The following is a 22,308-nucleotide window of genomic DNA, read 5'->3' as shown; positions in this document are numbered from 1 at the left end:
CACGGTGGCGCATTGTAACGCAAAGCCTGGCGTGGTGCTCGGACTCCCCGACGGACAAGTCACCACCCCCTCCACTGTCACGCCGCAACCACCTGCACCGGCACGCCGTTCAACGCCGCATTGCCCGACAACTCATCCAACTGCCGCTCATCCGTCAGGTCATTAGCGCTCGCCCCTGGCTGCCCGCTGGCGATGGTCATCTGTACGCCGGGGCGACCATGACCCCAACCGTGAGGCAGGCTGACCACACCCGCCATCATGTCCAGGCTGGACACTACTTCCACTTCAATCATGCCAATGCGCGAACTCACGCGAACCCGCTGACCGTCACTCAACTGACGGCTGGCAAGGTCATCGGGATGCATCAGCAACTGATGCCTAGGCTTGCCCTTCACCAAGCGATGGTAGTTATGCATCCACGAATTATTACTGCGCACATGACGACGACCAATCAGCAGTAACTCATCAACCGCAGGCAGTGGCTGCGCGGCAAAACGCACCAGGTCCGCGAGAATAACCGCTGGCGCCGCCTGCACCCGCAGATTGGCAGTTTTCAGTCGAGCAGCCAGGTTGGCTTTCAGCGGCCCCAAGTCAAGGCCATGGGGATGATCGGCCAACGCCGCTACCGACAACTTGTGGCTGGAAGCATCACCGTAGGCACCGGCCCTCAGGCCGAAGTCAATCATCTGCGCTGGCGCCATGGTCGGCTTGAGTACGTTGCCGGTTTTCGCTGCAAACGCCTGGGCCAAGCCCACAAAGATTTCCCAATCGTGCAGCGCGCCCTCGGGCTTGGGCAAAATCGCGCGATTGAACCGCGTGACATTGCGCACCGCGAACATATTGAAAGTGGTGTCGTAATGATCGTTTTCCAGGGCAGAGGTGGACGGCAGGATCAGGTCGGCATAGCGCGTGGTTTCGTTGATATAAAGGTCGACGCTGACCATGAACTCAAGACCATCCAAGGCCTGCTCCAGTTGCCGCCCGTTGGGTGTGGACAACACCGGATTGCCCGCTACCATCACCAGGGCGCGGATTTGCCCTTCGCCTTCGGTGAGTATCTCTTCGGCCAGTGCCGACACCGGCAACTCGCCGCTGTACTCCGGACGCCCGGAAACGCGACTCTGCCAACGATTGAAATGCCCGCCAGAGGTCGCCGCCACCAGATCCACCGCAGGCTCGGTGCACAACGCACCACCTACGCGGTCAAGATTGCCGGTAACCAGGTTGATCAACTGCACGAGCCAATGGCACAACGTGCCGAACGCTTGGGTCGAGACGCCCATGCGGCCATAACAGACGGCCTTGTCCGCTGCCGCGAAATCCCGCGCCAGCTGACGAATCTGCTCGGCCGGCACCGCGCACTGGCGGCTCATCGCCTCGGCCGTGAAGCCTGAAATGGCGCGGCGCACGTCATCCAGCCCGTCTATCGGCAGGTGGCTGTCACGGGTCAGGTTCTCGGCAAACAGCGTATTGAGCAGCCCAAACAACAACGCCGCATCGCCACCGGGACGAACGAACAGATGCTGGTCAGCCATCGCTGCTGTCTCGCTGCGGCGCGGGTCGACCACCACCACTTTACCGCCATGGGCCTGGATGGCTTTCAGGCGCTTTTCCACATCTGGCACGGTCATGATGCTGCCGTTGGACGCCAACGGGTTACCGCCGAGGATCAGCATGAAATCGGTGTGATCGATGTCTGGAATCGGCAGCAACAGGCCATGGCCGTACATCAGGTGACTGGTGAGATGATGAGGCAACTGATCCACCGAGGTGGCGGAAAAGCGGTTGCGTGTCTTCAACTGGCCAAGAAAATAGTTGCTGTGGGTCATCAAGCCATAGTTATGCACGCTGGGATTACCCTGGTACACCGCGACCGCATTCTGCCCATGACGGGCCTGAATCCCCGCCAGCCGCTCGGCCACTAGGGCGAAGGCCTCATCCCAGGGGATCGGCTGCCATTCGCTACCGACCCGCAGCATCGGTTGATGCAAGCGGTCCGGATCGTTCTGGATATCTTGCAGCGCCACGGCCTTGGGGCAGATATGACCGCGACTGAAACTGTCCAGTGGGTCGCCCTTGATTGAGGTGATGGTCATGCTGCCATCTTCTCCCTGAGTGGTTTCCAGGGTCAGGCCGCAGATGGCTTCGCACAGATGGCAGGCACGGTGATGGAGAGTCTTGGTCATAGCCAGTCTCTTTTATTGGGGGCAGCGTCGTCGAGGTGAGCGCTTTGGCTAAAACTATGGCCCGCCACTGACAACGGCGCCAGCAACGTTCGTCGCGTGAATCGAAGGGCATCAGGCCAGGCCATGGCGAAGCATTGGAAAACGTTTCAAAAACGTCCGACATATCCCTCTTCAGCCACTTAAACCGACGCAGCCTGGCCTGCGCCCGCCTTCGCGCATTGCAAAGTTGCGCGACGCCAGTGTACAAATGACCTGCTACTGTCAGGAAAAAGGCTTCAAAAGCGCTATCCCCGCTCCTTTGAACACCCCTAAAAAACCGTAGCCTATTGGTAAGGCGCGACATTTAGTGTCAATATCGCGCCTCCCCCTATTTCGTCGCCCCGTGCGGCTTTCGCCGCAGGTCTCGCCCGTTTTCAAAATAAACCAGGCTTTGAGCATCTGCGGTCTGTTGCAAAAAGGTAGTTAATGATGAGCGCAAGGCACTTTCTCTCCCTGATGGATTGCACGCCCGAAGAGCTGGTCAGCGTGATCCGTCGAGGCATTGAGCTTAAAGACCTGCGTAATCGCGGTGTACTGTTCGAGCCTTTGAAAAACCGCGTACTCGGGATGATCTTCGAGAAGTCGTCGACCCGCACCCGCTTGTCCTTCGAGGCCGGCATGATCCAGCTCGGCGGCCAGGCTATTTTTCTGTCGCCTCGGGACACCCAGTTGGGCCGTGGCGAGCCGATCAGCGATTGCGCCATTGTCATGTCACGCATGCTCGATGCAGTAATGATCCGCACCTTCGCCCACAGCACCCTCACCGAGTTCGCTGCCAACTCCCGGGTACCGGTGATCAACGGCCTGTCCGATGACTTGCACCCGTGCCAGTTGCTGGCCGACATGCAAACTTTCCTCGAACATCGTGGTTCGATCCAGGGCAAGACCGTGGCCTGGATCGGCGATGGCAACAACATGTGCAACAGCTACATAGAAGCGGCGATCCAGTTCGACTTCCACCTGCGCATCGCTTGCCCTGAAGGCTTTGAACCCGCTGCTGAATTCCTCGCCAAAGCCGACGGCCGTGTGCAGATCGTTCGCGATCCACAGGACGCCGTAGTCGGCGCGCACCTGGTCAGCACCGATGTCTGGACCTCCATGGGCCAGGAAGACGAAACCGCCAAGCGCCTGACTTTGTTCGCGCCGTTCCAGGTTACCCGCGCCCTGCTCGACCTCGCGGCACCGGACGTGCTGTTCATGCATTGCCTGCCCGCCCACCGTGGCGAAGAAATCAGCCTCGACCTGCTGGATGACCCACGCTCGGTGGCCTGGGACCAGGCGGAAAACCGTCTGCATGCCCAAAAGGCCTTGCTGGAACTCCTCGTCCCGCCTGCATACCACCACGCATGAGCCAGCCATTACTGCTGAATCTGCGCAACCTGGCCTGCGGTTATCAGGGCCAACGGGTGGTGCAGAACCTCAATCTGCACCTCAACGCCGGCGACATTGGTTGCCTGCTGGGCTCCTCAGGGTGTGGCAAGACCACCACTCTGCGGGCGATTGCCGGCTTTGAGCCGGTATACGAAGGGGAAATCAGCCTGGCCGGTGAAGTCATCTCCAGCGCCGGCTTTACCCTGGCGCCGGAGAAACGTCGCATCGGCATGGTTTTCCAGGACTACGCATTGTTTCCTCACCTCAGCGTGGCCGACAACATCGCCTTTGGCATTCGCAAGCACCCGCAAAAAACGCGAGTAGTTGAAGAACTGCTGGAGCTGGTCAACCTCAAGAGCCTGGGCAAGCGCTTCCCCCACGAGCTGTCCGGCGGCCAGCAACAGCGCGTAGCTCTGGCCCGGGCACTGGCCCCCGAACCGCAACTGCTGTTACTGGATGAACCGTTCTCCAACCTCGACGGCGAACTGCGGCGCAAGCTCAGCCATGAAGTGCGCGATATCCTCAAGGCTCGAGGCACCAGTGCGATTCTGGTGACCCATGATCAGGAAGAAGCCTTCGCGGTCAGCGACCATGTCGGTGTGTTCAAGGAAGGCCGCCTGGAACAATGGGATACGCCCTACAACCTCTACCATGAGCCGCTGACGCCCTTTGTCGCCAGCTTCATTGGCCAGGGTTACTTCATTCGTGGCCAGTTGAACACGCCGGAATCGGTGACCACCGAGCTGGGTGAACTGCAGGGCAACCGCGCCTATACCTGGCCGATTGGCGGCGCGGTGGATGTGCTGCTGCGCCCGGATGACATCGTCTATGCACCAGACAGCACATTAAAAGCGCTAATCGTCGGCAAGACCTTCCTCGGTGCGTCGACCTTGTATCGCCTGCAACTGCCAACCGGCGCACAGCTGGAGTCGATTTTCCCCAGCCATGCTGACCATCAAGTCGGTGCCGAGGTTGGCATTCGCGTGGCAGCCGAACATCTGGTGCTGTTCCAGGCGTCGGGCAGCACGGCGGCGCACATTCCTCAGGTTGACTCTGGTGTGCGGCGCTACAGCACCGTGTAGAAGCTCGCCCTTACAGAAAGCATCAAGCCCGGCCAATTTCCGCGAACTTGGCCTGGGTATGCTCGGCCAACGCTGCCGCTGCCAACTCCACCTCTAGCCCCCTCCTCCCCGCACTGACAAAAATCGTCGCGAACGGCTGCGCCGTCACATCGATAAAAGTGCGCAAGCGCTTCTTCTGCCCCAATGGGCTGATCCCTCCCAGCAAATAACCAGTGGATCGTTGCGCCGCTGCAGGATCGGCCATCTCGACTTTTTTCACCCCCGCTGCCTGAGCCAGGGCTTTTAAATCCAGACTTCCGACGACTGGCACCACCGCCACCAACAACTCACCTTTTTCGCTGCTGGCAAGCAGGGTCTTGAACACCTGTGCCGGATCAAGTCCCAATTTCTCTGCGGCCTCCAGGCCATAAGAGGCCGCCTTGGGGTCATGTTCGTAATTGTGAATGCGATGTTCGGCACGAACTTTTTTCAACAGGTCCAATGCAGGCGTCATGAGAGCTCCAGGCTTGGGGCAAACGTGGAAAAACTGATGGCCAATTCTAGGCCATGCCACCGTAAAAGGCTCTAGTCCGAAGCGCTCTGCGGCTCATCCGCGCAAATCCTGACAGCACATTGGGCGAGCCTGACCGCGTATTCGCCACGATCATTCACGAGACCAATAGTTAGAAAATGACTGACAGTTCACTTTCGACCTTTGACAGCCGTGTTTCTTGTCTATATTTTTTCGTTTACGAATGCTGTAGGAATAGCGCCTCAGTATCCAAGCAGTAAGCCGCGAACAGGATGGAGATCCTCGCCACGGTGAAAATCGCGCTTCTTTTGCAAAGAGCCTCCGTGAGGCAAAGCGCCAGACAACAACAAAAACAGAGGTTTTCAATGACAACTGCTCTTCAACAGCCTTCACTCTCAAGCCAATGCATGGCCGAATTCCTGGGGACTGCGCTGCTGATCTTCTTCGGTACCGGTTGTGTTGCCGCGCTCAAGGTCGCGGGTGCCAGTTTTGGCTTGTGGGAAATCAGCATCATCTGGGGGATCGGCGTCAGCATGGCGATCTACCTGAGCGCCGGCATTTCCGGAGCTCACCTCAATCCAGCCGTCAGTATCGCCCTGTGTATTTTTGCCGATTTTGAAAAGCGCAAACTGCCGTTCTACATCATCGCCCAAGTCGCTGGCGCCTTCTGTTCCGCCGCATTGGTTTACACGCTCTACAGCAATCTGTTTTTCGATTACGAACAAACCCACCATATGATCCGTGGCTCCCAGGCCAGCCTGGAGTTGGCGTCGGTGTTCTCCACCTACCCTCATCCACTGCTGACTACCGCTCAGGCCTTCCTGGTTGAAGTGGTCATCACCGCAATCCTGATGGGCGTGATCATGGCCCTGACTGATGACAACAACGGCTTGCCGCGCGGCGCTCTGGCCCCGCTGCTGATCGGTTTGCTAATCGCCGTGATTGGCAGCGCCATGGGCCCGCTGACCGGGTTTGCGATGAACCCGGCTCGTGACTTCGGCCCCAAGCTGATGACCTTTTTCGCCGGCTGGGGTGAAATGGCCTTCACCGGCGGGCGCGACATTCCCTATTTCCTGATTCCGATCTTTGCACCGATTGTCGGTGCCTGCCTCGGCGCTGCGGCTTATCGCGGGTTGATTGCCCGGCACCTGCCCAACGCCGCACCTGCTACAACTGATGCAACTGATACCGCCGCCGCCAGCGGTAAAACCCGAACGTCCTGAAAGCGCTAGCCTGAGTCTTACTGCCCTTTGCGTCCCAGGCTACTTACTCACTTCTTTTTTCCGTCCAAGGCAATCGACATGACCGACATTCAGAATAAGAACTACATCATTGCCCTCGATCAGGGCACAACCAGTTCCCGGGCGATCATTTTTGATCGTGACGCCAACGTGGTCTGCACCGCCCAGCGTGTATTCACCCAGCATTACCCCCAACCTGGCTGGGTCGAACATGACCCGATGGAAATCTTCGCCACCCAGAGCGCGGTAATGGTCGAAGCCTTGGCACAAGCCGGCCTGCACCATGACCAAGTTGCCGCCATCGGCATCACCAACCAACGTGAAACCACCGTGGTCTGGGACAAGGTCACCGGCCGCCCGATCTACAACGCCATTGTCTGGCAGTGCCGCCGCAGCACCGAAATTTGCCAACAGCTCAAGCGCGACGGCCATGAGCAATACATCAGCGACATCACCGGCCTGGTCACAGACCCGTACTTCTCCGGCACAAAACTCAAGTGGATCCTCGACAACGTCGAAGGCAGCCGTGAACGCGCGCGCAACGGCGAGCTGCTGTTCGGCACCGTCGACAGCTGGCTGATCTGGAAATTTACCGGCGGCAAGACCCACGTCACCGACTACACCAACGCCTCGCGCACCATGCTCTTCAACATCCACACCCTTGAGTGGGATGCGAAGATGCTGGATATCCTCGATATCCCCCGCGAAATGCTGCCTGAAGTGAAATCCTCCTCAGAAATCTATGGTCACACCAAAAGCGGCATCGCTATCGGCGGTATCGCCGGCGACCAGCAAGCAGCACTGTTCGGCCAGATGTGCGTAGAACCAGGCCAGGCGAAAAACACCTACGGCACCGGCTGCTTCCTGCTGATGAACACCGGCGACAAAGCGGTCAAGTCCAAGCACGGCATGCTCACCACTATCGCTTGCGGCCCCCGTGGTGAAGTGGCCTACGCCCTGGAAGGCGCCGTGTTCAACGGCGGCTCCACAGTGCAATGGCTGCGGGACGAGCTGAAGATCATCAACGACGCCCATGACACCGAATACTTTGCCAGCAAAGTCAAAGACAGCAACGGCGTGTACCTGGTCCCGGCCTTCACCGGCCTGGGCGCACCGTACTGGGACCCCTATGCCCGTGGCGCGCTGTTCGGCCTGACCCGTGGCGTACGAGTGGATCACATCATTCGTGCAGCACTGGAGTCGATTGCCTACCAGACCCGCGACGTACTCGACGCCATGCAGCAGGATTCCGGCGAACGCCTCACATCCCTGCGGGTGGACGGCGGCGCAGTAGCGAACAACTTCCTGATGCAGTTCCAGGCCGATATTCTCGGCACTCAGGTGGAACGTCCGCAAATGCGCGAAACCACCGCACTGGGTGCCGCCTACCTGGCCGGCCTGGCTTGTGGCTTCTGGGGCAGCCTGGACGAGTTGCGCGGCAAGGCGGTGATTGAGCGCGAATTCGAACCGCAACTTGAAGACGCAGTGAAGGAAAAACTCTACGCCGGCTGGAAAAAAGCCGTCAGCCGCACCCGCGACTGGGAACCCCACGAAGGCGCTGAATAAGCCAAGCGCTGGACCCATATAGGGTTGTAACTGGCAGGGAGCAGATTCCTGCGTCATCATGGGCCACTTTTGTACGGCAGCCCAAAGGACGCCCCATGAATCTGCCTCCCCGCCAGCAGCAAATCCTCGAACTGGTCCGCGAACGCGGCTATGTGAGTATCGAGGAAATGGCGCAGCTGTTCGTTGTCACCCCGCAAACCATCCGCCGTGATATCAATCAACTGGCGGAAGCAAACCTGTTGCGCCGCTACCACGGCGGCGCGGCCTATGATTCCAGCGTTGAAAACACCGCGTACGCTATGCGTGCCGATCAGATGCGCGACGAGAAACAGCGCATCGGCGAAGCCATTGCCGCGCAAATCCCCGATCACGCCTCGCTGTTTATCAATATCGGCACCACCACCGAATCCATCGCCAAGGCGCTGCTCAACCACAGCCACCTGAAAATCATCACCAATAACCTCAACGTCGCCATGATGCTCAGCGCCAAGGACGACTTCGACGTGCTGCTGACCGGCGGCAACGTGCGCCGTGACGGCGGAGTGGTGGGCCAGGCCAGCGTCGACTTCATCAACCAGTTCAAGGTCGACTTTGCCTTGGTGGGCATCAGCGGCATCGATGAAGACGGCAGCCTGCTCGACTTCGACTACCAGGAAGTACGGGTTTCCCAAGCGATCATCGCCAATGCACGCAAGGTAATCCTCGCGGCGGACTCCAGCAAATTCGGGCGCAATGCCATGATTCGCCTGGGACCGATCAGTTTGATTGATTGTTTGGTCACCGATCAGCAGCCGGTACCGGCGTTGCTGCAATTGCTCAATCAGAACAAGATTCGCCTGGAAGTGGTTTAAGCAACAGCTCATACCTCATCTGTGGCGAGCGGGCTTGCCCGCTCGCCAATGCAGCACTCACACACCCATCGCAGTGTTCACAAATTTTCCTTTCCCCACCCTTCGATCAGTATTTTCAATCGAAGTTGGCTGGCTGTGCCCGCGTTTATGAGCTACCATTTTCGAAAATGAACATTCATGTTCGAATTCCAATATGAAAAAAAGATCGTGAGGCCAGCCGATGACCCCTTCTACCTTGCCTGCTCCACCGCTTGCCGAAGTCTATGACGTTGCCGTTATTGGCGGCGGGATCAATGGCGTCGGCATTGCAGCAGACGCAGCCGGTCGCGGTTTGTCAGTATTCCTTTGCGAAAAGGACGACCTGGCCAGCCACACCTCCTCCGCCAGCAGCAAGCTGATCCACGGTGGCCTGCGCTACCTTGAACATTACGAGTTCCGCCTGGTGCGTGAAGCCCTGGCTGAGCGGGAAGTGCTGCTGGCCAAGGCCCCGCACATCGTCAAGCAAATGCGCTTTGTCTTGCCGCACCGCCCGCACCTGCGTCCGGCGTGGATGATTCGGGCCGGTTTGTTCCTCTATGACCACCTCGGCAAACGGGAAAAACTCGAAGGCTCCAAAAGCCTCAAGTTCGGCCCGGACAGCCCGCTGAAAAGCGAAATCACCAAAGGCTTCGAATACTCCGACTGCTGGGTCGACGACGCACGCCTCGTGGTGCTCAACGCCATGGCCGCGCGGGAAAAAGGTGCCCACGTCCACACGCAAACCCGTTGTGTCAGCGCCCGTCGCAGCAAGGGCCTATGGCACCTGCACCTGGAACGCGCCGATGGCAGCCTGTTCTCGATCCGCGCCAAGGCGCTGGTGAACGCTGCCGGCCCATGGGTCGCCAAGTTCATCAAGGATGACCTGAAGCTCGAATCGCCCTACGGTATCCGCCTGATCCAGGGCAGCCACCTGATCGTGCCGAAGCTGTATGAAGGCGCCCATGCGCACATCCTGCAGAACGAAGACCAGCGCATCGTCTTCACCATTCCGTACCTGAGCCACTTCACCATCATCGGTACTACCGACCGCGAGTACACCGGCGATCCCGCGAAAGTGGCGATTACCGAGGGTGAAACCGACTACATGCTGAAAGTGGTCAACGCCCACTTCAAGAAACAACTGAGCCGCGACGACATCGTCCACACCTATTCCGGCGTGCGCCCGTTGTGCAACGACGAATCCGACAACCCATCGGCCGTGACCCGCGACTACACCTTGGCGCTGTCCGGCGGTGCCGATGAGGCGCCACTGCTGTCGGTGTTCGGCGGCAAGCTGACCACCTACCGCAAACTGGCAGAATCGGCGCTGGCGCAACTGGCCCCGTACTTCAAGGACATCTTGCCAAGCTGGACCGCCAAGGCGACCTTGCCCGGCGGCGAAGACATGACCACCCCAGAGGCCCTCGCCGAGGCTATCCGCAGCAAGTTCGACTGGATTCCCAGCGAGATCGCCCGACGCTGGTCCACCACCTATGGCAGCCGTACCTGGCGCCTGCTGGAAGGCGTGCAATCGCTGGCCGACCTGGGTGACCACCTCGGTGGCGGCCTGTACACCCGGGAAGTCGACTACCTGTGTGCCGAAGAGTGGGCCCTGCACCCACAGGACATCCTCTGGCGCCGCAGCAAGCTGGGCCTGTTCACCACCGCGCAAGAACAGGAAAGCGTGCAGCGCTACCTGACCAAGGTGGAGCAGAACCGCAGCAAGATTGAAGCGGCCTGATTGATCGACCGTCACCAAGCCCCTGCACCGAAAGGTTCAGGGGCTTTTTCATACACTTCCAAATATTCGGTTTCCCGAACGCCATAAGCCGAACCATTCGGTTTGCCGGATCAAGGCACTATAAAAATCCGCTCATATAAAATTAATCTACTTATAAATCAAACAGTTAACTTTTTATACCAAGCCTGGCACGACTCATGCTCTACACTTCTGGTGCAATTGCCTGAGATACCTCAGGAGCCGTCATAGGCATTCGCTGTAGCTGTGTATATAAAAATGGCCGTCTTAACCGGCTTCATAAAAAAAACAAATGTCGAGGAAGTATTGATGCGCATCGTTCCCCATCTTTTGGGCGCAGCTATCGCTGCAGCTCTGATTAGCACTCCAGTTTTCGCCGCCGAACTCACCGGCACACTGAAGAAAATCAAAGAGTCCGGCACCATCACTCTGGGCCACCGCGACGCTTCCATTCCGTTCTCCTACATCGCGGACGCATCCGGCAAGCCAGTGGGCTACTCCCACGACATCCAATTGGCAATCGTTGAGGCCATCAAGAAAGACCTCGACATGCCGGACCTCAAGGTCAAATACAACCTGGTCACCTCGCAAACCCGTATCCCGCTGGTGCAGAACGGCACTGTGGACGTCGAGTGCGGCTCCACCACCAACAACGTAGAGCGTCAGCAACAAGTCGACTTCTCAGTCGGCATCTTCGAAATCGGTACCCGTCTGCTGTCCAAAAAGGACTCGACCTACAAGGATTTCGCTGACCTCAAGGGCAAGAACGTCGTGACCACCGCCGGCACCACGTCCGAGCGCATCCTCAAGTCCATGAACGCCGACAAGCAAATGGGCATGAACGTCATCTCCGCCAAGGACCACGGTGAATCCTTCCAGATGCTGGAAAGTGGCCGTGCCGTTGCCTTCATGATGGACGATGCACTGCTGGCTGGCGAAATGGCCAAGGCCAAGAAGCCAACCGACTGGGAAGTGACCGGTACTGCGCAATCCTACGAAATCTACGGTTGCATGGTCCGCAAGGGCGACGCTCCGTTCAAGAAGGCTGTGGACGACGCAATCGTCGCAACCTACAAGTCGGGCGCGATCAACACTATCTACACCAAGTGGTTCAGCTCGCCGATCCCGCCAAAAGGCCTGAACCTGATGTTCCCGATGAGCGACGAGCTCAAGGCCCTGATCGCCAATCCGACCGACAAAGCGGCTGACGACAAGACGGCCGAAAAAAAGTCCTGATTCCGAACTAACCTTATCTCCTGAGGGGGCCAAACCTCCCTCAGGCGTCTGTTACTACCTGCTGGCTTTTTTTGGAACACTCGACCTGGTGGTTTTCGAGCCGATCGTGTGTGCCTGACGATCAACGTCGGGCGGGAATGGATTTTTCCCAAGCGGGTGCTTGTACATCGATCGAACTTGAGGGGAGACCCTAATGAATTACAACTGGGACTGGAGCGTGTTCTTCAAGTCCACCGGCGTGGGCAGCGAGACTTATCTCGACTGGTACATCTCCGGATTGGGCTGGACCATCGCCATCGCCATCGTCGCGTGGATCATCGCCTTGCTGCTGGGCTCCATACTCGGCGTCATGCGCACCGTGCCTAACCGCATCGTATCGGGCATCGCGACCTGCTACGTGGAACTGTTTCGTAACGTGCCGCTGCTGGTTCAGCTGTTCATCTGGTACTTCCTGGTGCCCGACCTGCTGCCGCAGAACCTGCAAGACTGGTACAAACAAGACCTCAACCCGACCACCTCGGCCTACCTGAGCGTTGTCGTGTGCCTGGGCCTGTTCACCGCCGCCCGTGTGTGCGAACAAGTGCGCACCGGCATCCAGGCGCTGCCACCAGGCCAGGAGTCCGCCGCCCGAGCCATGGGTTTCAAGCTGCCGCAAGTCTACTGGAACGTGCTGCTGCCCCAGGCTTACCGGATCATCATTCCACCGCTTACCTCGGAATTCCTCAACGTCTTCAAGAACTCCTCCGTGGCGTCCCTGATCGGCCTGATGGAACTGCTGGCGCAAACCAAGCAGACCGCCGAGTTCTCGGCCAACCTGTTTGAAGCCTTCACCCTGGCCACGCTGATCTACTTCACCCTGAACATGAGCCTGATGCTGCTGATGCGCGTAATCGAGAAGAAAGTCGCGGTGCCCGGCCTGATTTCCGTGGGGGGTAAATAATGGACTTCGATTTCAGCGGCATCATCCCGGCCATTCCAGGTTTGTGGAACGGCATGGTCATGACCCTGCAACTGATGGTCATGGGCGTGGTCGGCGGGATTATCCTTGGCACGATCCTGGCACTGATGCGCCTGTCCTCCAGCAAGCTGATGTCTCGCGTGGCCGGCGCCTATGTGAACTACTTCCGCTCGATCCCGCTGCTGCTGGTGATCACCTGGTTCTACCTGGCGGTACCGTTCGTGCTGCGCTGGATCACCGGCGAAGACACGCCAATCGGTGCGTTCACTTCCTGCGTCGTGGCTTTCATGATGTTCGAAGCGGCGTACTTCTGCGAAATCGTTCGGGCCGGCGTGCAGTCAATCGCCAAGGGCCAGATGGCCGCCGCGCAAGCCATGGGCATGACCTACAGCCAGACCATGCGCCTGATCATCCTGCCCCAGGCGTTTCGCAAGATGACGCCGCTGTTGCTGCAACAGAGCATCATCCTGTTCCAGGACACCTCGCTGGTGTACACCGTCGGCCTGGTGGACTTCCTCAATGCTTCGCGAGCCAATGGCGACATCATCGGTCGTTCCAATGAATTCCTGATTTTCGCCGGTGTCGTCTACTTCATCATCAGCTTTGCCGCCTCGCTGCTGGTCAAGCGTCTGCAAAAAAGGTTTGCCGTATGATCTCTATCAAGAACGTCAACAAGTGGTATGGCGACTTCCAGGTGCTGACCGATTGCAGCACCGAGGTCAAGAAAGGCGAAGTGATCGTGGTGTGCGGGCCGTCCGGCTCGGGCAAGTCCACCCTGATCAAGTGCGTCAACGCACTGGAACCGTTCCAGAAGGGTGACGTGATCGTCGATGGCACCTCCATCGCCGATCCGAAGACCAACCTGCCGAAGCTGCGTTCGCGCGTGGGCATGGTGTTCCAGCACTTCGAACTGTTCCCGCACCTGACCATCACCGAAAACCTGACCATCGCGCAGATCAAGGTGCTGGGTCGCAGCAAGGAAGAAGCCACCCAGAAAGGCCTGCAACTGCTGGAGCGCGTCGGCCTGTCGGCCCATGCCCACAAGCACCCTGGCCAGCTCTCCGGCGGCCAGCAACAACGTGTGGCGATTGCCCGCGCCCTGGCCATGGACCCGATCGTCATGCTGTTCGACGAACCGACCTCGGCCCTGGACCCGGAAATGGTCAACGAAGTACTGGACGTGATGGTGCAACTGGCCCAGGAAGGCATGACCATGATGTGCGTGACCCACGAAATGGGCTTCGCCCGTAAGGTGGCCGACCGCGTGATCTTCATGGACCAGGGCAAGATCATCGAAGACTGCCAGAAAGAAGAGTTCTTCGGCGACATCAGCGCCCGCTCCGAACGTGCGCAGCACTTCCTTGAGAAAATCCTGCAGCACTAAAAAGCAAAGCCGCAACTCGCCCCACCCTGTAGGAGCAAGCTTGCTCGCGAAAGACCTCAACGATAACGCGTGCATCCTGGATAAACGCAGTGTCCTTGAGTTCTTCGCGAGCAAGCTCGCTCCTACAGTAGCCAGGCGAACGGTAGCTGACCCAAGGCATCTGTGATGAAATGCGACCCCACTCTTTATCGCGCCGCACCGCCATCCCTTGCCGTGAAGCCTCGTCTGATTCGCCAATTGTTCCTGCCACCGCTGATCATCCTGCTGATGATTGGCCTGGGTTATATCGGCTTCTGGACCAGCGAATACTATGGGATCCGCGCCCTGAGCGAGAACGGCGAGCGCCAGTTGGAACTGCACGCACGAACCGTCGAGAGTGAGATCAGCAAATACACCTACCTACCCAGCCTGCTGGAGCTGGAGTCCAGCGTCTCCAAGCTGCTGGCCGACCCGAATCCGGAACACCGGCAGAAGGTCAACGATTACCTCGAAGGCCTGAACCGGCGCAGTCGCAGTCGGGCCATTTATGTGATGGACACCACCGGCCGCGTGCTGGCCACCAGCAACTGGCGCGATGTCGACAGTTACCTGGGTGAAGACCTGTCCTTCCGCGCCTACTTCCAGAATGCCGTACGCGGCCAGCCCGGCCGCTTCTATGGCATCGGCAGCACCAATGGCGAACCCGGCTACTACCTGGCCCATGGGTTGGAAGAACACGGCAAGATCATCGGCGTGGCGGTGGTCAAGGTTCGCCTGGAAGCGTTGGAAGAACGCTGGCAGCGGGCGCGCCTGGAAGCCTTCGTCAGTGACGAGAACGGCATCATTATCCTGTCCAGCGACCCGGCCCGCCGTCTCAAGGCCCTACTCCCTCTGAGCGAAGACACCAAGGAACGCCTGGCCCGCAGCCTGCAATATTACTGGGCGACCCTCAACGAACTGCAACCCCTGGCCCGCGAGCAACTGAATGAAGGTACGGAAAAACTGACCTTCCCGGCCAACAGCGAGGTGGTGGCCGACGACAAGGAAGTCAGCTACCTGGCCCAGACCCGGCCCCTGAGCGACACGCCCTGGAACTTCACCCTGCTCACGCCCCTGAAAGACCTGCGCCAGGCAGCAGTCAATCAAGGCATCCTGGTGGCCGTGGCCTTTGCCTTGGTGGCCTTCCTGTTGATCGCCTGGAATGAACGGCGCAAGGTTATCGCCACCCGCCTCGCCGCCCGGGAAGCCTTGCAGGAAGCCAACAACCAACTGGAGCGACGGATTGCCGAGCGCACCACCGACCTGCGCGCCAGCAACGAGCGTCTCAAGGCGCAGATTCGCGAACGGCGCCAGGCCGAAGAAACCCTGCGCCGAGCCCAGGACGAGCTGGTCCAGGCCGGAAAACTGGCAGCCATCGGCCAGATGTCCACCAGCATCGCCCATGAACTGAACCAGCCGCTGGCGGCCCTGCGAACCTTGTCCGGCAACACCGTGCGCTTTCTGGAGCGCGGAGCCCTGGATACCGCCAGCGCCAACCTCAAGACCATCAACGAACTGATCGACCGCATGGGTCGCATCACCGCCAGCCTGCGCTCCTTTGCTCGGCGCGGTGACGACCAGGGAGAAGCCAGCCTGGGCAAGGCGGTGGATGCCGCCTTCCAGGTGCTGGGCAGTCGCCTGGACAGCCTGCCGATAACCCTGCACCGCGACTTCGCCAGCGTGCAATTGCAGATCGACCAGACCCGTCTGGAACAGATTCTGGTCAACTTGATCGGCAACGCCCTGGACGCTATGCAGGCGCAACCGGCCCCGCAGCTGTGGCTGGAAGGCAAGGCCGTCGACGGTAAATACCGCCTGCGGGTACGCGACAACGGTCACGGTATCGACCCCGAGGCCCGCAAACATTTGTTCGAACCATTCTTCACCACCAAACCCGGCGAGCTGGGCCTGGGCCTGGGCCTGACCCTTTCGGCCAGCCTCGCAGCGGCCACCGGCGGCAACCTCGCCGTCGAGCACCCGACCGGTGGCGGTACTGCCTTTGTCCTGAGCTTGCCCCTGGCGAGCCCTCATCAAACCGAGTCGAAATGAACACCGACCTAAATACCGACCTGACCGTCCTGATCGTCGAAGACGACCCCCATGTGTTGCTCGGCTGTCAGCAAGCCCTGGCCCTGGAGGACATTCCAAGCGTTGGCGTGGGCAGCGCCGAAGAGGCCCTGACCCGGGTCGGTGAAAATTTCGCTGGCATCGTCATCAGCGATATTCGCCTGCCCGGTATTGATGGGCTGGAGCTGTTGACCCGCCTCAAGGCCCTGGACAAAAGCCTGCCGGTGGTGCTGATTACCGGTCACGGCGATATCTCCATGGCTGTCGGCGCGATGCGCGATGGCGCTTATGACTTCATGGAGAAACCCTTCTCCCCCGAGCGCTTGGTGGACGTCGCCCGACGCGCCCTGGAGCAACGCGGGCTGGCACGGGAGGTCTGGTCGCTGCGTAGGCAACTGGCCGAGCGCGACTCGTTGGAAGGCCGGATCATCGGCCGCTCACCCGCCATGCAGAACCTGCGGGAGTTGATCGCCAACGTCGCCGATACCTCGGCCAACGTGCTGATCGAAGGTGAAACCGGAACCGGCAAGGAACTGGTCGCTCGCTGCCTGCATGATTTCAGCCGTCGCCATTCCCAACAGTTCGTCGCGTTGAACTGCGGTGGCCTGCCGGAGAACCTGTTCGAAAGCGAAATTTTCGGCCACGAAGCCAACGCCTTTACCGGCGCCGGCAAGCGCCGTATCGGCAAGATCGAACATGCCCACAACGGCACGTTGTTCCTCGATGAAGTGGAAAGCATGCCGCTGAACCTGCAGATCAAACTGCTGCGGGTCTTGCAGGAGCGCACCCTGGAACGTCTGGGTTCGAACCAGAGCGTGGCGGTGGATTGCCGGGTGATCGCCGCCACCAAGTCCGACCTCGATGAGCTGAGCCGTGCCAACCAATTTCGCAGCGACCTGTATTACCGCCTGAATGTGGTGACCCTGGAGCTGCCGCCTCTGCGTGAGCGCCGGGAAGACATCCTGCAACTGTTCGAGCATTTCCTGCAGCAGTCGTCCCTGCGTTTCGACCGTACCGTGCCGGACCTGGACAACCAGACCCTGTCCAACCTGATGAGCCACGACTGGCCGGGCAACGTACGCGAACTGCGCAACGTCGCCGAACGCTTCGCCCTGGGGCTGCCGGCCTTCAAGAAAAGCGGCGCCAGCAGCGACAACCACGGCCTGGCCTTTACCGAAGCGGTGGAAGCCTTTGAACGCAACCTGCTCAGCGACGCCTTGCAACGCAGCGGTGGCAACCTGACCCAGGCCAGCCAGGAACTGGGGATGGCCAAGACCACCCTGTTCGACAAGGTCAAGAAATACGGTCTGAGCCACTAGGAGCGCGCTGTGGATTTAGTATTTAAAGCCGCCTTGGGCGCTGGCGTGGTGCTGATCCTCGCAGCGCTGGCCAAGACCAAAAACTATTACATCGCAGGCCTGGTGCCGCTGTTTCCGACCTTTGCACTGATCGCTCATTACATCGTCGGCAAAGGCCGGTCGGTGGATGACTTGAAGACCACCATCGTGTTTGGGATGTGGTCGATCATTCCGTACTTTGTGTACCTGGCGACGTTGTATGTGATGGTGGACCGGATGCGGCTGGAGGCATCGCTGGCTGTCGCGGCGGTAGCGTGGTTGATGGCGGCGACGGTGTTGGTGACGGTGTGGGTCCGCATTCACGCCTGACTTTGAAGATCGTTCCCACGCAAAGCATGGGAACGATCTTCAGCGGACGATCTTGTCCACCTGAATCCCCAGTTTCTTCAACCGATACCAGAAGCTGCGTTCGGAGATGCCGATCTTCTGGGCCGCCGCTGCCTGCACGCCATTGCTCTCCTGCAATGCCGCCAGAATATAGGCCTTCTCCACTTGCGCCAGCGCCGCATCCAAGTCTTGGGGCACCCCTGGCCCGTCGCTGAGTATTGCGCCGACGCTGTTGTCCGAAGGCCTTGAGGCAAACAGATACGTTGGTAAGTCGATGTCTTCAATCACCGGGCTGGTCGCCACAATGGTCGCCCGTTCCACGCAGTTCTGCAGTTCACGGATATTACCCGGCCAGGCATAGGCGGCCATGGCCTGCAACGCTTCGGGGCTGAAGCCGGTGATGCGTTTGCCAGCGGTGGCGCTCAAGGTCTGGGCGAAATGCCGGGCCAGGGGCGCGATGTCTTCCACCCGCTCGCGCAGGGCTGGCAGGGGGATCGGAAACACATTGAGGCGGTAGTAGAGATCCTCGCGAAACTCCTTGTTGACCACCGCCTCCAGCAGATTTTTGTTGGTAGCGGCAATCACCCGTACATCGACCTTGCGCTCGCGCGGGTCGCCCACCGGTTCGATCACTCGCTCCTGCAAGGCCCGCAGGATCTTCGCCTGCAACGCCAGGGGCATGTCGCCCACTTCGTCGAGAAACAGCGTGCCCTTGTCGGCCTGCATGAAGCGCCCGACCCGATCCGCCACAGCGCCGGTAAAGGCGCCCTTGCGGTGGCCGAACATTTCGCTTTCCAGCAAGCCTTCGGGAATCGCCGCGCAGTTGACCGCCACAAACGGTTTGTCGGCGCGGTTGCCATGTTTGTGGATGGCCCGGGCGACCATTTCCTTGCCAGTGCCGCTTTCGCCAGTCAGCAAAATGGTCGCGTTGCTCTCGCGCACCGAATCCACCGCCTGCAACACACGGCGAAAGGCCGGACTGTCGCCCACCAGGCTATCGAATTGTTGATGTTCATCCAGCTCGGCACGCATCCGCGCGTTGTCGCGCATGATGTCGCGAAACTGCAGGGCCTTGGCCACGGTGATGTCCAGCTCGTCGATATCGAAGGGCTTGGCGATGTAGTCGTAGGCACCGTTGCGCATCGATTGCACGGCGTTTTTCACGGTGCTGTAGGCGGTCATGACGATCACCGGCAACTGCGGGTAGCGCACTTTGATCTCAGCCAGCAGCGCCGGCCCGTCCATGCCGGGCATGCGCCAGTCGCTGATCACCAGGTCGATGTCTTCCTGTTCCAGCACCTTGAGGGCGTGCAGGCCGTTACCGGCAGTGAATACCTGGATGCCGTTCTGGCTCAGGGCAGAGGACAGCAGGTCGCAGAGTTTGGGCTCGTCGTCGACCACTAATACGTTATGCGTCATGACTGTCCTCATCATCGCCTTCGTCTTCACCGTTAGCCGGAATGTACAGGCTGAAGGTGGCTCCGGCATCTTTCTCGCTCACGCATTCGATGCTGGCGTCATGACTTTCCATGATCGAGAACACTTTCGCCAGACCCAGTCCGGTGCCCGACGCCTTGGTGGTGACGAATGGCGTAAATATCCGTTCGACCATTTCGGCGGGGATGCCCTGGCCGGTATCGGCGATGCTGATCACCGTATTGTCGCCCACAGAGCTGATGCCCACAGTCAAGCGCCCGCCTTCGGGCATGGCGTCGATGGCGTTGAGGATCAGGTTAAGGCAGGCCTGCTTGAGTTGCTTGGCATCAACGTAGATCGTCGCGCCAGGGGCCTGGTCGTCGATGTGGGCGTCGATGGTGTGGGTGGACAACTCTGGGGCACAAAAGCCGAGGATTTCTTCCACCAACGGACGGGCCAACTGCACGCTGCGCAACGGCTCGCTGGGTTTAGCGAAGTCGAGGAAGTCGGTGATCAAGTCGTTGATCCGGCTGACTTCGCTGATCACGTATTCCAGGTGACGCTTGTCGGTGTCTGCCAGATCGGCGCGACGGTGCAGCAACTGCGTGGCGGTCTTGATAATCCCCAATGGGTTACGGATTTCATGGGCCAGACCCATCGCCACTTCACCCAGGGCATGCAGGCGATCACGTCGGCGCAGCTGGGCTTCCAGGTGATGCAGTTCACCGAGGCGTTCAGTCATGTGGTTGAAGGTGCTGCTCAACTGGGCCAATTCGTCACCGCCACTGACGGCGACGCGATGTCGATAATCGCCGCAAATCACCGCGCTGACCCCTTGGGATAAATCCCGTAACGGGCGGGTCAGGCGCTGGGAGACCAGCCAGCCTGTGCCCAGGGACAGCGCCGAGCTAAGCAGGAAGATCAGCACGAACAGGTTGCTCTGGTTGACCAGTCCTACCAGGCTGGTGTGGCGCAGCAGGCCGCTGAAGATCACGCCTTGCAACTCGCCGGTGTCGTTGAAGATCGGCCAGTACAGGCCGCTGTAGTTGCTGGTGAACTGCTCGCTGGGCTGCCTGGTGCTGCGCAGCAGGGCTTCGATGGTTTTCGGGATCTGGGTCGGGTGGTCTTCGAAGCGCTGGGTGGAAAAGATTTCCGAGAAGCCAGCGGTGTTGCCCAGGTACAGCCGCAAGTCCAGGGAATGCACCTCGGCGACGCTGGTGAGAAAACTGCTGTCCAGATAGGTACCGACCAACAGTTTGTAATCAACCCCATCCTGAGTGGTTTCAAACGTGGAGATCACCGCGCCGATGGGCACACCGCCGACCTGAACCGTCTGCAATACCGCATTCGGCGCCAGGCTGATCTGGCTGATCACATCGTCGGAGGCGGTGCTGTACACCACTTTGTGATCGCTGCTGCGGATCAGCGCCACCACGTCGATGTCGGTGGCGCTGGCGATGTCGGCGGTGAGCTTGTCGTGGCGCTGGTCCTGATGGGTCGACGGCGGGCGGATGTAGCGCAGGAACAACTGCGCAACCCGTGCGTTGTCGTGAAGGATGTCGCCGATCTCATCTTTGACGATACGGGTCGACTCCTGCAGCCAGATGCGCACGTTGCTGTCGAAAATCTGCGACAGGGTGGTGGCGGCCAGCTCGGCGGCAATCATGGTCGGAATAACGCTGACCAGCCAGAACGCCAGGACCAGCTTGCGCTGGACGCTCCAGCGCGAAATGGCAAAGGGGCGGGCTTTTCGGCGGGTCTTGTTGATCATCAGGTTTCGCTTATCGCAGCAGCCATGGCAGGGTCGGAACGGTCCGGACGAATAAACACTTTTACGACGTTGAGCAAGGTGTTGAGCAGCCAGTTGCGATGACGGAAGAACACGCTATTGCCCTGAAACTCACAGCCCAGGCGCAGCTTACTGGCATAACCGGCCTGCCCGCACTCATACACCGCAATATTGTGTGCAATGCAGTAGTCGACGTTGGTCAGCCAGCTGCGAAAGTACAGGTTGTGCTCACGGCTACGGGCCAGGTCATGGGCAAAGAACTTGTCGATCAGACGATGCTGGTCCAGCAGGATCAGGTTGAATGCCACCAGTTGCTCGTCCACCCAGTAAAGTACACAGACCGCCCGATCTTCAAGCTGTTCGAGGATCGCGGTGAAATAGCCCGCAGGTAAACGCTCGAACTGCAGGTCGGCGCGGGCCAGGGTGGCTTCGTACAGGCGCATGATTTCGGGCAACACATCATCGATATTGCGCCGCCACTCGACCCGTGGCCCAGGTACCCGCAGTTTGCGGCGCAGGTCCTTGCGGGTGGATTTCCCCAAGGAGCCGAGATAGGCATCCACCGAGCCGTAGGGCACCGGCAACGAGGCCGACGGCAAGCTTGGCATCCGTTGAAAGCCTGCCGCCTTGCAGCTGTTAGCCCAGTGTTCATCCTTGGTCGGGGCATCCTTGACCGCCAGCAGGCCAATGTCGAAATCATCGGCATCCCGCCGAGCGGCTACCAGCAACTGCTCCAGTAACGCCTGGCGCCGCGACTCAGGGATATGACTGGCAATGCCGGCATTGCACTGCTCGGCCACGGGCGAACCAATGGCGTACAGGCCCAGCCGCAAGACGCCCGGCCACAGTCGCTCCAGGCGCTGGGTAAAGCGCTTGCCGATTCCCGACACGGTGGTGTCGAGGCGGTAATGGGTGATGAACGCTGGGGCGACTGCTACCAGCGTCCCGGTCTCGAACACCGCCAGGTAACGCCACTGAAAATCATCAATGGCGGCGTTTTCCACGGCGACGTAGTAATCCCAATCCTCCAGGGCACCGGGAAAGCAGTCATTCCAGGCACTGCGCTCGATGGCCCGAATAGTCGAAAAGGCTTGGGCGCTAATCACGGGTTTTCCTTGTGTAGCGAGGGGG

The 22,308-nt window shown here is 59.6% G+C and carries 18 protein-coding genes; 13 read left to right on the top strand and 5 right to left on the bottom strand.

Annotated elements, in window-relative coordinates:
• Positions 1 to 77 precede the first annotated feature (77 nt).
• Positions 78 to 2,186, bottom strand: a complete 2,109-nt coding sequence (locus ACZRKZ_RS11325; protein ID WP_463981634.1) for a molybdopterin oxidoreductase family protein — start codon at positions 2,184 to 2,186, stop codon at positions 78 to 80.
• Positions 2,187 to 2,654: 468 nt separating this feature from the next.
• On the opposite strand from ACZRKZ_RS11325, the gene argF reads away from it, so the two are divergent.
• Complete coding sequence (argF, locus tag ACZRKZ_RS11320; protein WP_350612382.1) at positions 2,655 to 3,575, top strand: ornithine carbamoyltransferase; 921 nt, start codon at positions 2,655 to 2,657, stop codon at positions 3,573 to 3,575.
• Positions 3,572 to 4,678, top strand: a complete 1,107-nt coding sequence (locus ACZRKZ_RS11315) for an ABC transporter ATP-binding protein (protein WP_463967042.1) — start codon at positions 3,572 to 3,574, stop codon at positions 4,676 to 4,678. The genes argF and ACZRKZ_RS11315 overlap by 4 nt, the downstream gene beginning before the upstream one ends.
• A 22-nt stretch (positions 4,679 to 4,700) precedes the next feature.
• Here ACZRKZ_RS11315 and ybaK read toward each other — a convergent pair whose 3' ends face one another.
• Positions 4,701 to 5,171: a Cys-tRNA(Pro) deacylase gene (ybaK, locus tag ACZRKZ_RS11310; protein ID WP_463967043.1), complete on the bottom strand. Its 471-nt coding sequence runs from the start codon at positions 5,169 to 5,171 to the stop codon at positions 4,701 to 4,703.
• A gap of 383 nt (positions 5,172 to 5,554) precedes the next feature.
• Between ybaK and ACZRKZ_RS11305 the strand changes: the two genes are divergently transcribed.
• From ACZRKZ_RS11305 to ACZRKZ_RS11255, 11 genes are all read left to right on the top strand, one after another.
• Positions 5,555 to 6,412 (top strand): MIP family channel protein, encoded by an 858-nt coding sequence (locus ACZRKZ_RS11305; RefSeq protein WP_133099699.1) that lies wholly within the window; start codon positions 5,555 to 5,557, stop codon positions 6,410 to 6,412.
• A gap of 78 nt (positions 6,413 to 6,490) precedes the next feature.
• The gene (glpK, locus tag ACZRKZ_RS11300) at positions 6,491 to 7,996 is read left to right on the top strand and encodes a glycerol kinase GlpK (protein ID WP_463967045.1); all 1,506 of its coding nucleotides are present in this window, start codon (positions 6,491 to 6,493) and stop codon (positions 7,994 to 7,996) included.
• Positions 7,997 to 8,091: 95 nt separating this feature from the next.
• The gene (locus ACZRKZ_RS11295; RefSeq protein ID WP_133099701.1) at positions 8,092 to 8,847 is read left to right on the top strand and encodes a DeoR/GlpR family transcriptional regulator; all 756 of its coding nucleotides are present in this window, start codon (positions 8,092 to 8,094) and stop codon (positions 8,845 to 8,847) included.
• A 220-nt stretch (positions 8,848 to 9,067) separates the two neighbouring features.
• Entirely contained in the window at positions 9,068 to 10,606 is a 1,539-nt protein-coding gene (gene glpD, locus ACZRKZ_RS11290; RefSeq protein WP_463967046.1) for a glycerol-3-phosphate dehydrogenase, read from the top strand.
• 327 nt (positions 10,607 to 10,933) lie between these two features.
• The gene (locus ACZRKZ_RS11285; protein ID WP_463967047.1) at positions 10,934 to 11,860 is read left to right on the top strand and encodes a glutamate/aspartate ABC transporter substrate-binding protein; all 927 of its coding nucleotides are present in this window, start codon (positions 10,934 to 10,936) and stop codon (positions 11,858 to 11,860) included.
• Between the two features lie 193 nt (positions 11,861 to 12,053).
• On the top strand, positions 12,054 to 12,800 hold the full coding sequence (locus ACZRKZ_RS11280; RefSeq protein WP_149411044.1) for an amino acid ABC transporter permease: 747 nt from the start codon (positions 12,054 to 12,056) through the stop codon (positions 12,798 to 12,800).
• Positions 12,800 to 13,471: an amino acid ABC transporter permease gene (locus ACZRKZ_RS11275; protein ID WP_463967048.1), complete on the top strand. Its 672-nt coding sequence runs from the start codon at positions 12,800 to 12,802 to the stop codon at positions 13,469 to 13,471. Before ACZRKZ_RS11280 ends, ACZRKZ_RS11275 begins: the two co-directional genes overlap by 1 nt.
• On the top strand, positions 13,468 to 14,202 hold the full coding sequence (locus tag ACZRKZ_RS11270) for an amino acid ABC transporter ATP-binding protein (protein ID WP_133099706.1): 735 nt from the start codon (positions 13,468 to 13,470) through the stop codon (positions 14,200 to 14,202). The genes ACZRKZ_RS11275 and ACZRKZ_RS11270 overlap by 4 nt, the downstream gene beginning before the upstream one ends.
• Before the next feature lie 165 nt (positions 14,203 to 14,367).
• Entirely contained in the window at positions 14,368 to 16,269 is a 1,902-nt protein-coding gene (gene aauS, locus ACZRKZ_RS11265; protein ID WP_463981633.1) for a two-component sensor histidine kinase AauS, read from the top strand.
• A complete protein-coding gene (aauR, locus tag ACZRKZ_RS11260; RefSeq protein WP_350612391.1) occupies positions 16,266 to 17,606 on the top strand; it encodes a two-component response regulator AauR in 1,341 nt (446 codons plus the stop codon). The genes aauS and aauR overlap by 4 nt, the downstream gene beginning before the upstream one ends.
• A 9-nt stretch (positions 17,607 to 17,615) precedes the next feature.
• Entirely contained in the window at positions 17,616 to 17,954 is a 339-nt protein-coding gene (locus tag ACZRKZ_RS11255) for a GlpM family protein (protein ID WP_149411041.1), read from the top strand.
• A gap of 39 nt (positions 17,955 to 17,993) precedes the next feature.
• On the opposite strand, the gene ACZRKZ_RS11250 is transcribed toward ACZRKZ_RS11255, so the two are convergent.
• Genes ACZRKZ_RS11250 through ACZRKZ_RS11240 form a run of 3 tightly spaced genes read right to left on the bottom strand, consistent with a single transcriptional unit; the run spans position 17,994 to position 22,283 of the window.
• A complete protein-coding gene (locus ACZRKZ_RS11250; protein WP_463967051.1) occupies positions 17,994 to 19,391 on the bottom strand; it encodes a sigma-54-dependent transcriptional regulator in 1,398 nt (465 codons plus the stop codon).
• Positions 19,381 to 21,159 (bottom strand): sensor histidine kinase, encoded by a 1,779-nt coding sequence (locus ACZRKZ_RS11245; RefSeq protein WP_463981632.1) that lies wholly within the window; start codon positions 21,157 to 21,159, stop codon positions 19,381 to 19,383. The genes ACZRKZ_RS11250 and ACZRKZ_RS11245 overlap by 11 nt, the downstream gene beginning before the upstream one ends.
• Positions 21,159 to 22,283, bottom strand: coding sequence for a GNAT family N-acetyltransferase (locus ACZRKZ_RS11240; RefSeq protein WP_463981631.1), 1,125 nt, complete (start codon positions 22,281 to 22,283; stop codon positions 21,159 to 21,161). Before ACZRKZ_RS11240 ends, ACZRKZ_RS11245 begins: the two co-directional genes overlap by 1 nt.
• Positions 22,284 to 22,308 lie beyond the last annotated feature (25 nt).

The sequence above is a fragment of the Pseudomonas sp. c313 genome, assembly GCF_055407145.1.
The sequence above is the reverse complement of the archived record's forward strand: the minus strand, read 5'-3'. Positions and strand labels throughout refer to the sequence as shown.

What these genes read in the sequence shown, in the direction of transcription:
- ACZRKZ_RS11325 (WP_463981634.1), bottom strand. Translation starts at nt 2,186, where the DNA reads ATGACCAAGACTCTCCATCACCGTGCCTGCCATCTGTGCGAAGCCATC.
- argF (WP_350612382.1), top strand. Translation starts at nt 2,655, where the DNA reads ATGAGCGCAAGGCACTTTCTCTCCCTGATGGATTGCACGCCCGAAGAG.
- ACZRKZ_RS11315 (WP_463967042.1), top strand. Translation starts at nt 3,572, where the DNA reads ATGAGCCAGCCATTACTGCTGAATCTGCGCAACCTGGCCTGCGGTTAT.
- ybaK (WP_463967043.1), bottom strand. Translation starts at nt 5,171, where the DNA reads ATGACGCCTGCATTGGACCTGTTGAAAAAAGTTCGTGCCGAACATCGC.
- ACZRKZ_RS11305 (WP_133099699.1), top strand. Translation starts at nt 5,555, where the DNA reads ATGACAACTGCTCTTCAACAGCCTTCACTCTCAAGCCAATGCATGGCC.
- glpK (WP_463967045.1), top strand. Translation starts at nt 6,491, where the DNA reads ATGACCGACATTCAGAATAAGAACTACATCATTGCCCTCGATCAGGGC.
- ACZRKZ_RS11295 (WP_133099701.1), top strand. Translation starts at nt 8,092, where the DNA reads ATGAATCTGCCTCCCCGCCAGCAGCAAATCCTCGAACTGGTCCGCGAA.
- glpD (WP_463967046.1), top strand. Translation starts at nt 9,068, where the DNA reads ATGACCCCTTCTACCTTGCCTGCTCCACCGCTTGCCGAAGTCTATGAC.
- ACZRKZ_RS11285 (WP_463967047.1), top strand. Translation starts at nt 10,934, where the DNA reads ATGCGCATCGTTCCCCATCTTTTGGGCGCAGCTATCGCTGCAGCTCTG.
- ACZRKZ_RS11280 (WP_149411044.1), top strand. Translation starts at nt 12,054, where the DNA reads ATGAATTACAACTGGGACTGGAGCGTGTTCTTCAAGTCCACCGGCGTG.
- ACZRKZ_RS11275 (WP_463967048.1), top strand. Translation starts at nt 12,800, where the DNA reads ATGGACTTCGATTTCAGCGGCATCATCCCGGCCATTCCAGGTTTGTGG.
- ACZRKZ_RS11270 (WP_133099706.1), top strand. Translation starts at nt 13,468, where the DNA reads ATGATCTCTATCAAGAACGTCAACAAGTGGTATGGCGACTTCCAGGTG.
- aauS (WP_463981633.1), top strand. Translation starts at nt 14,368, where the DNA reads ATGAAATGCGACCCCACTCTTTATCGCGCCGCACCGCCATCCCTTGCC.
- aauR (WP_350612391.1), top strand. Translation starts at nt 16,266, where the DNA reads ATGAACACCGACCTAAATACCGACCTGACCGTCCTGATCGTCGAAGAC.
- ACZRKZ_RS11250 (WP_463967051.1), bottom strand. Translation starts at nt 19,391, where the DNA reads ATGACGCATAACGTATTAGTGGTCGACGACGAGCCCAAACTCTGCGAC.
- ACZRKZ_RS11245 (WP_463981632.1), bottom strand. Translation starts at nt 21,159, where the DNA reads ATGATCAACAAGACCCGCCGAAAAGCCCGCCCCTTTGCCATTTCGCGC.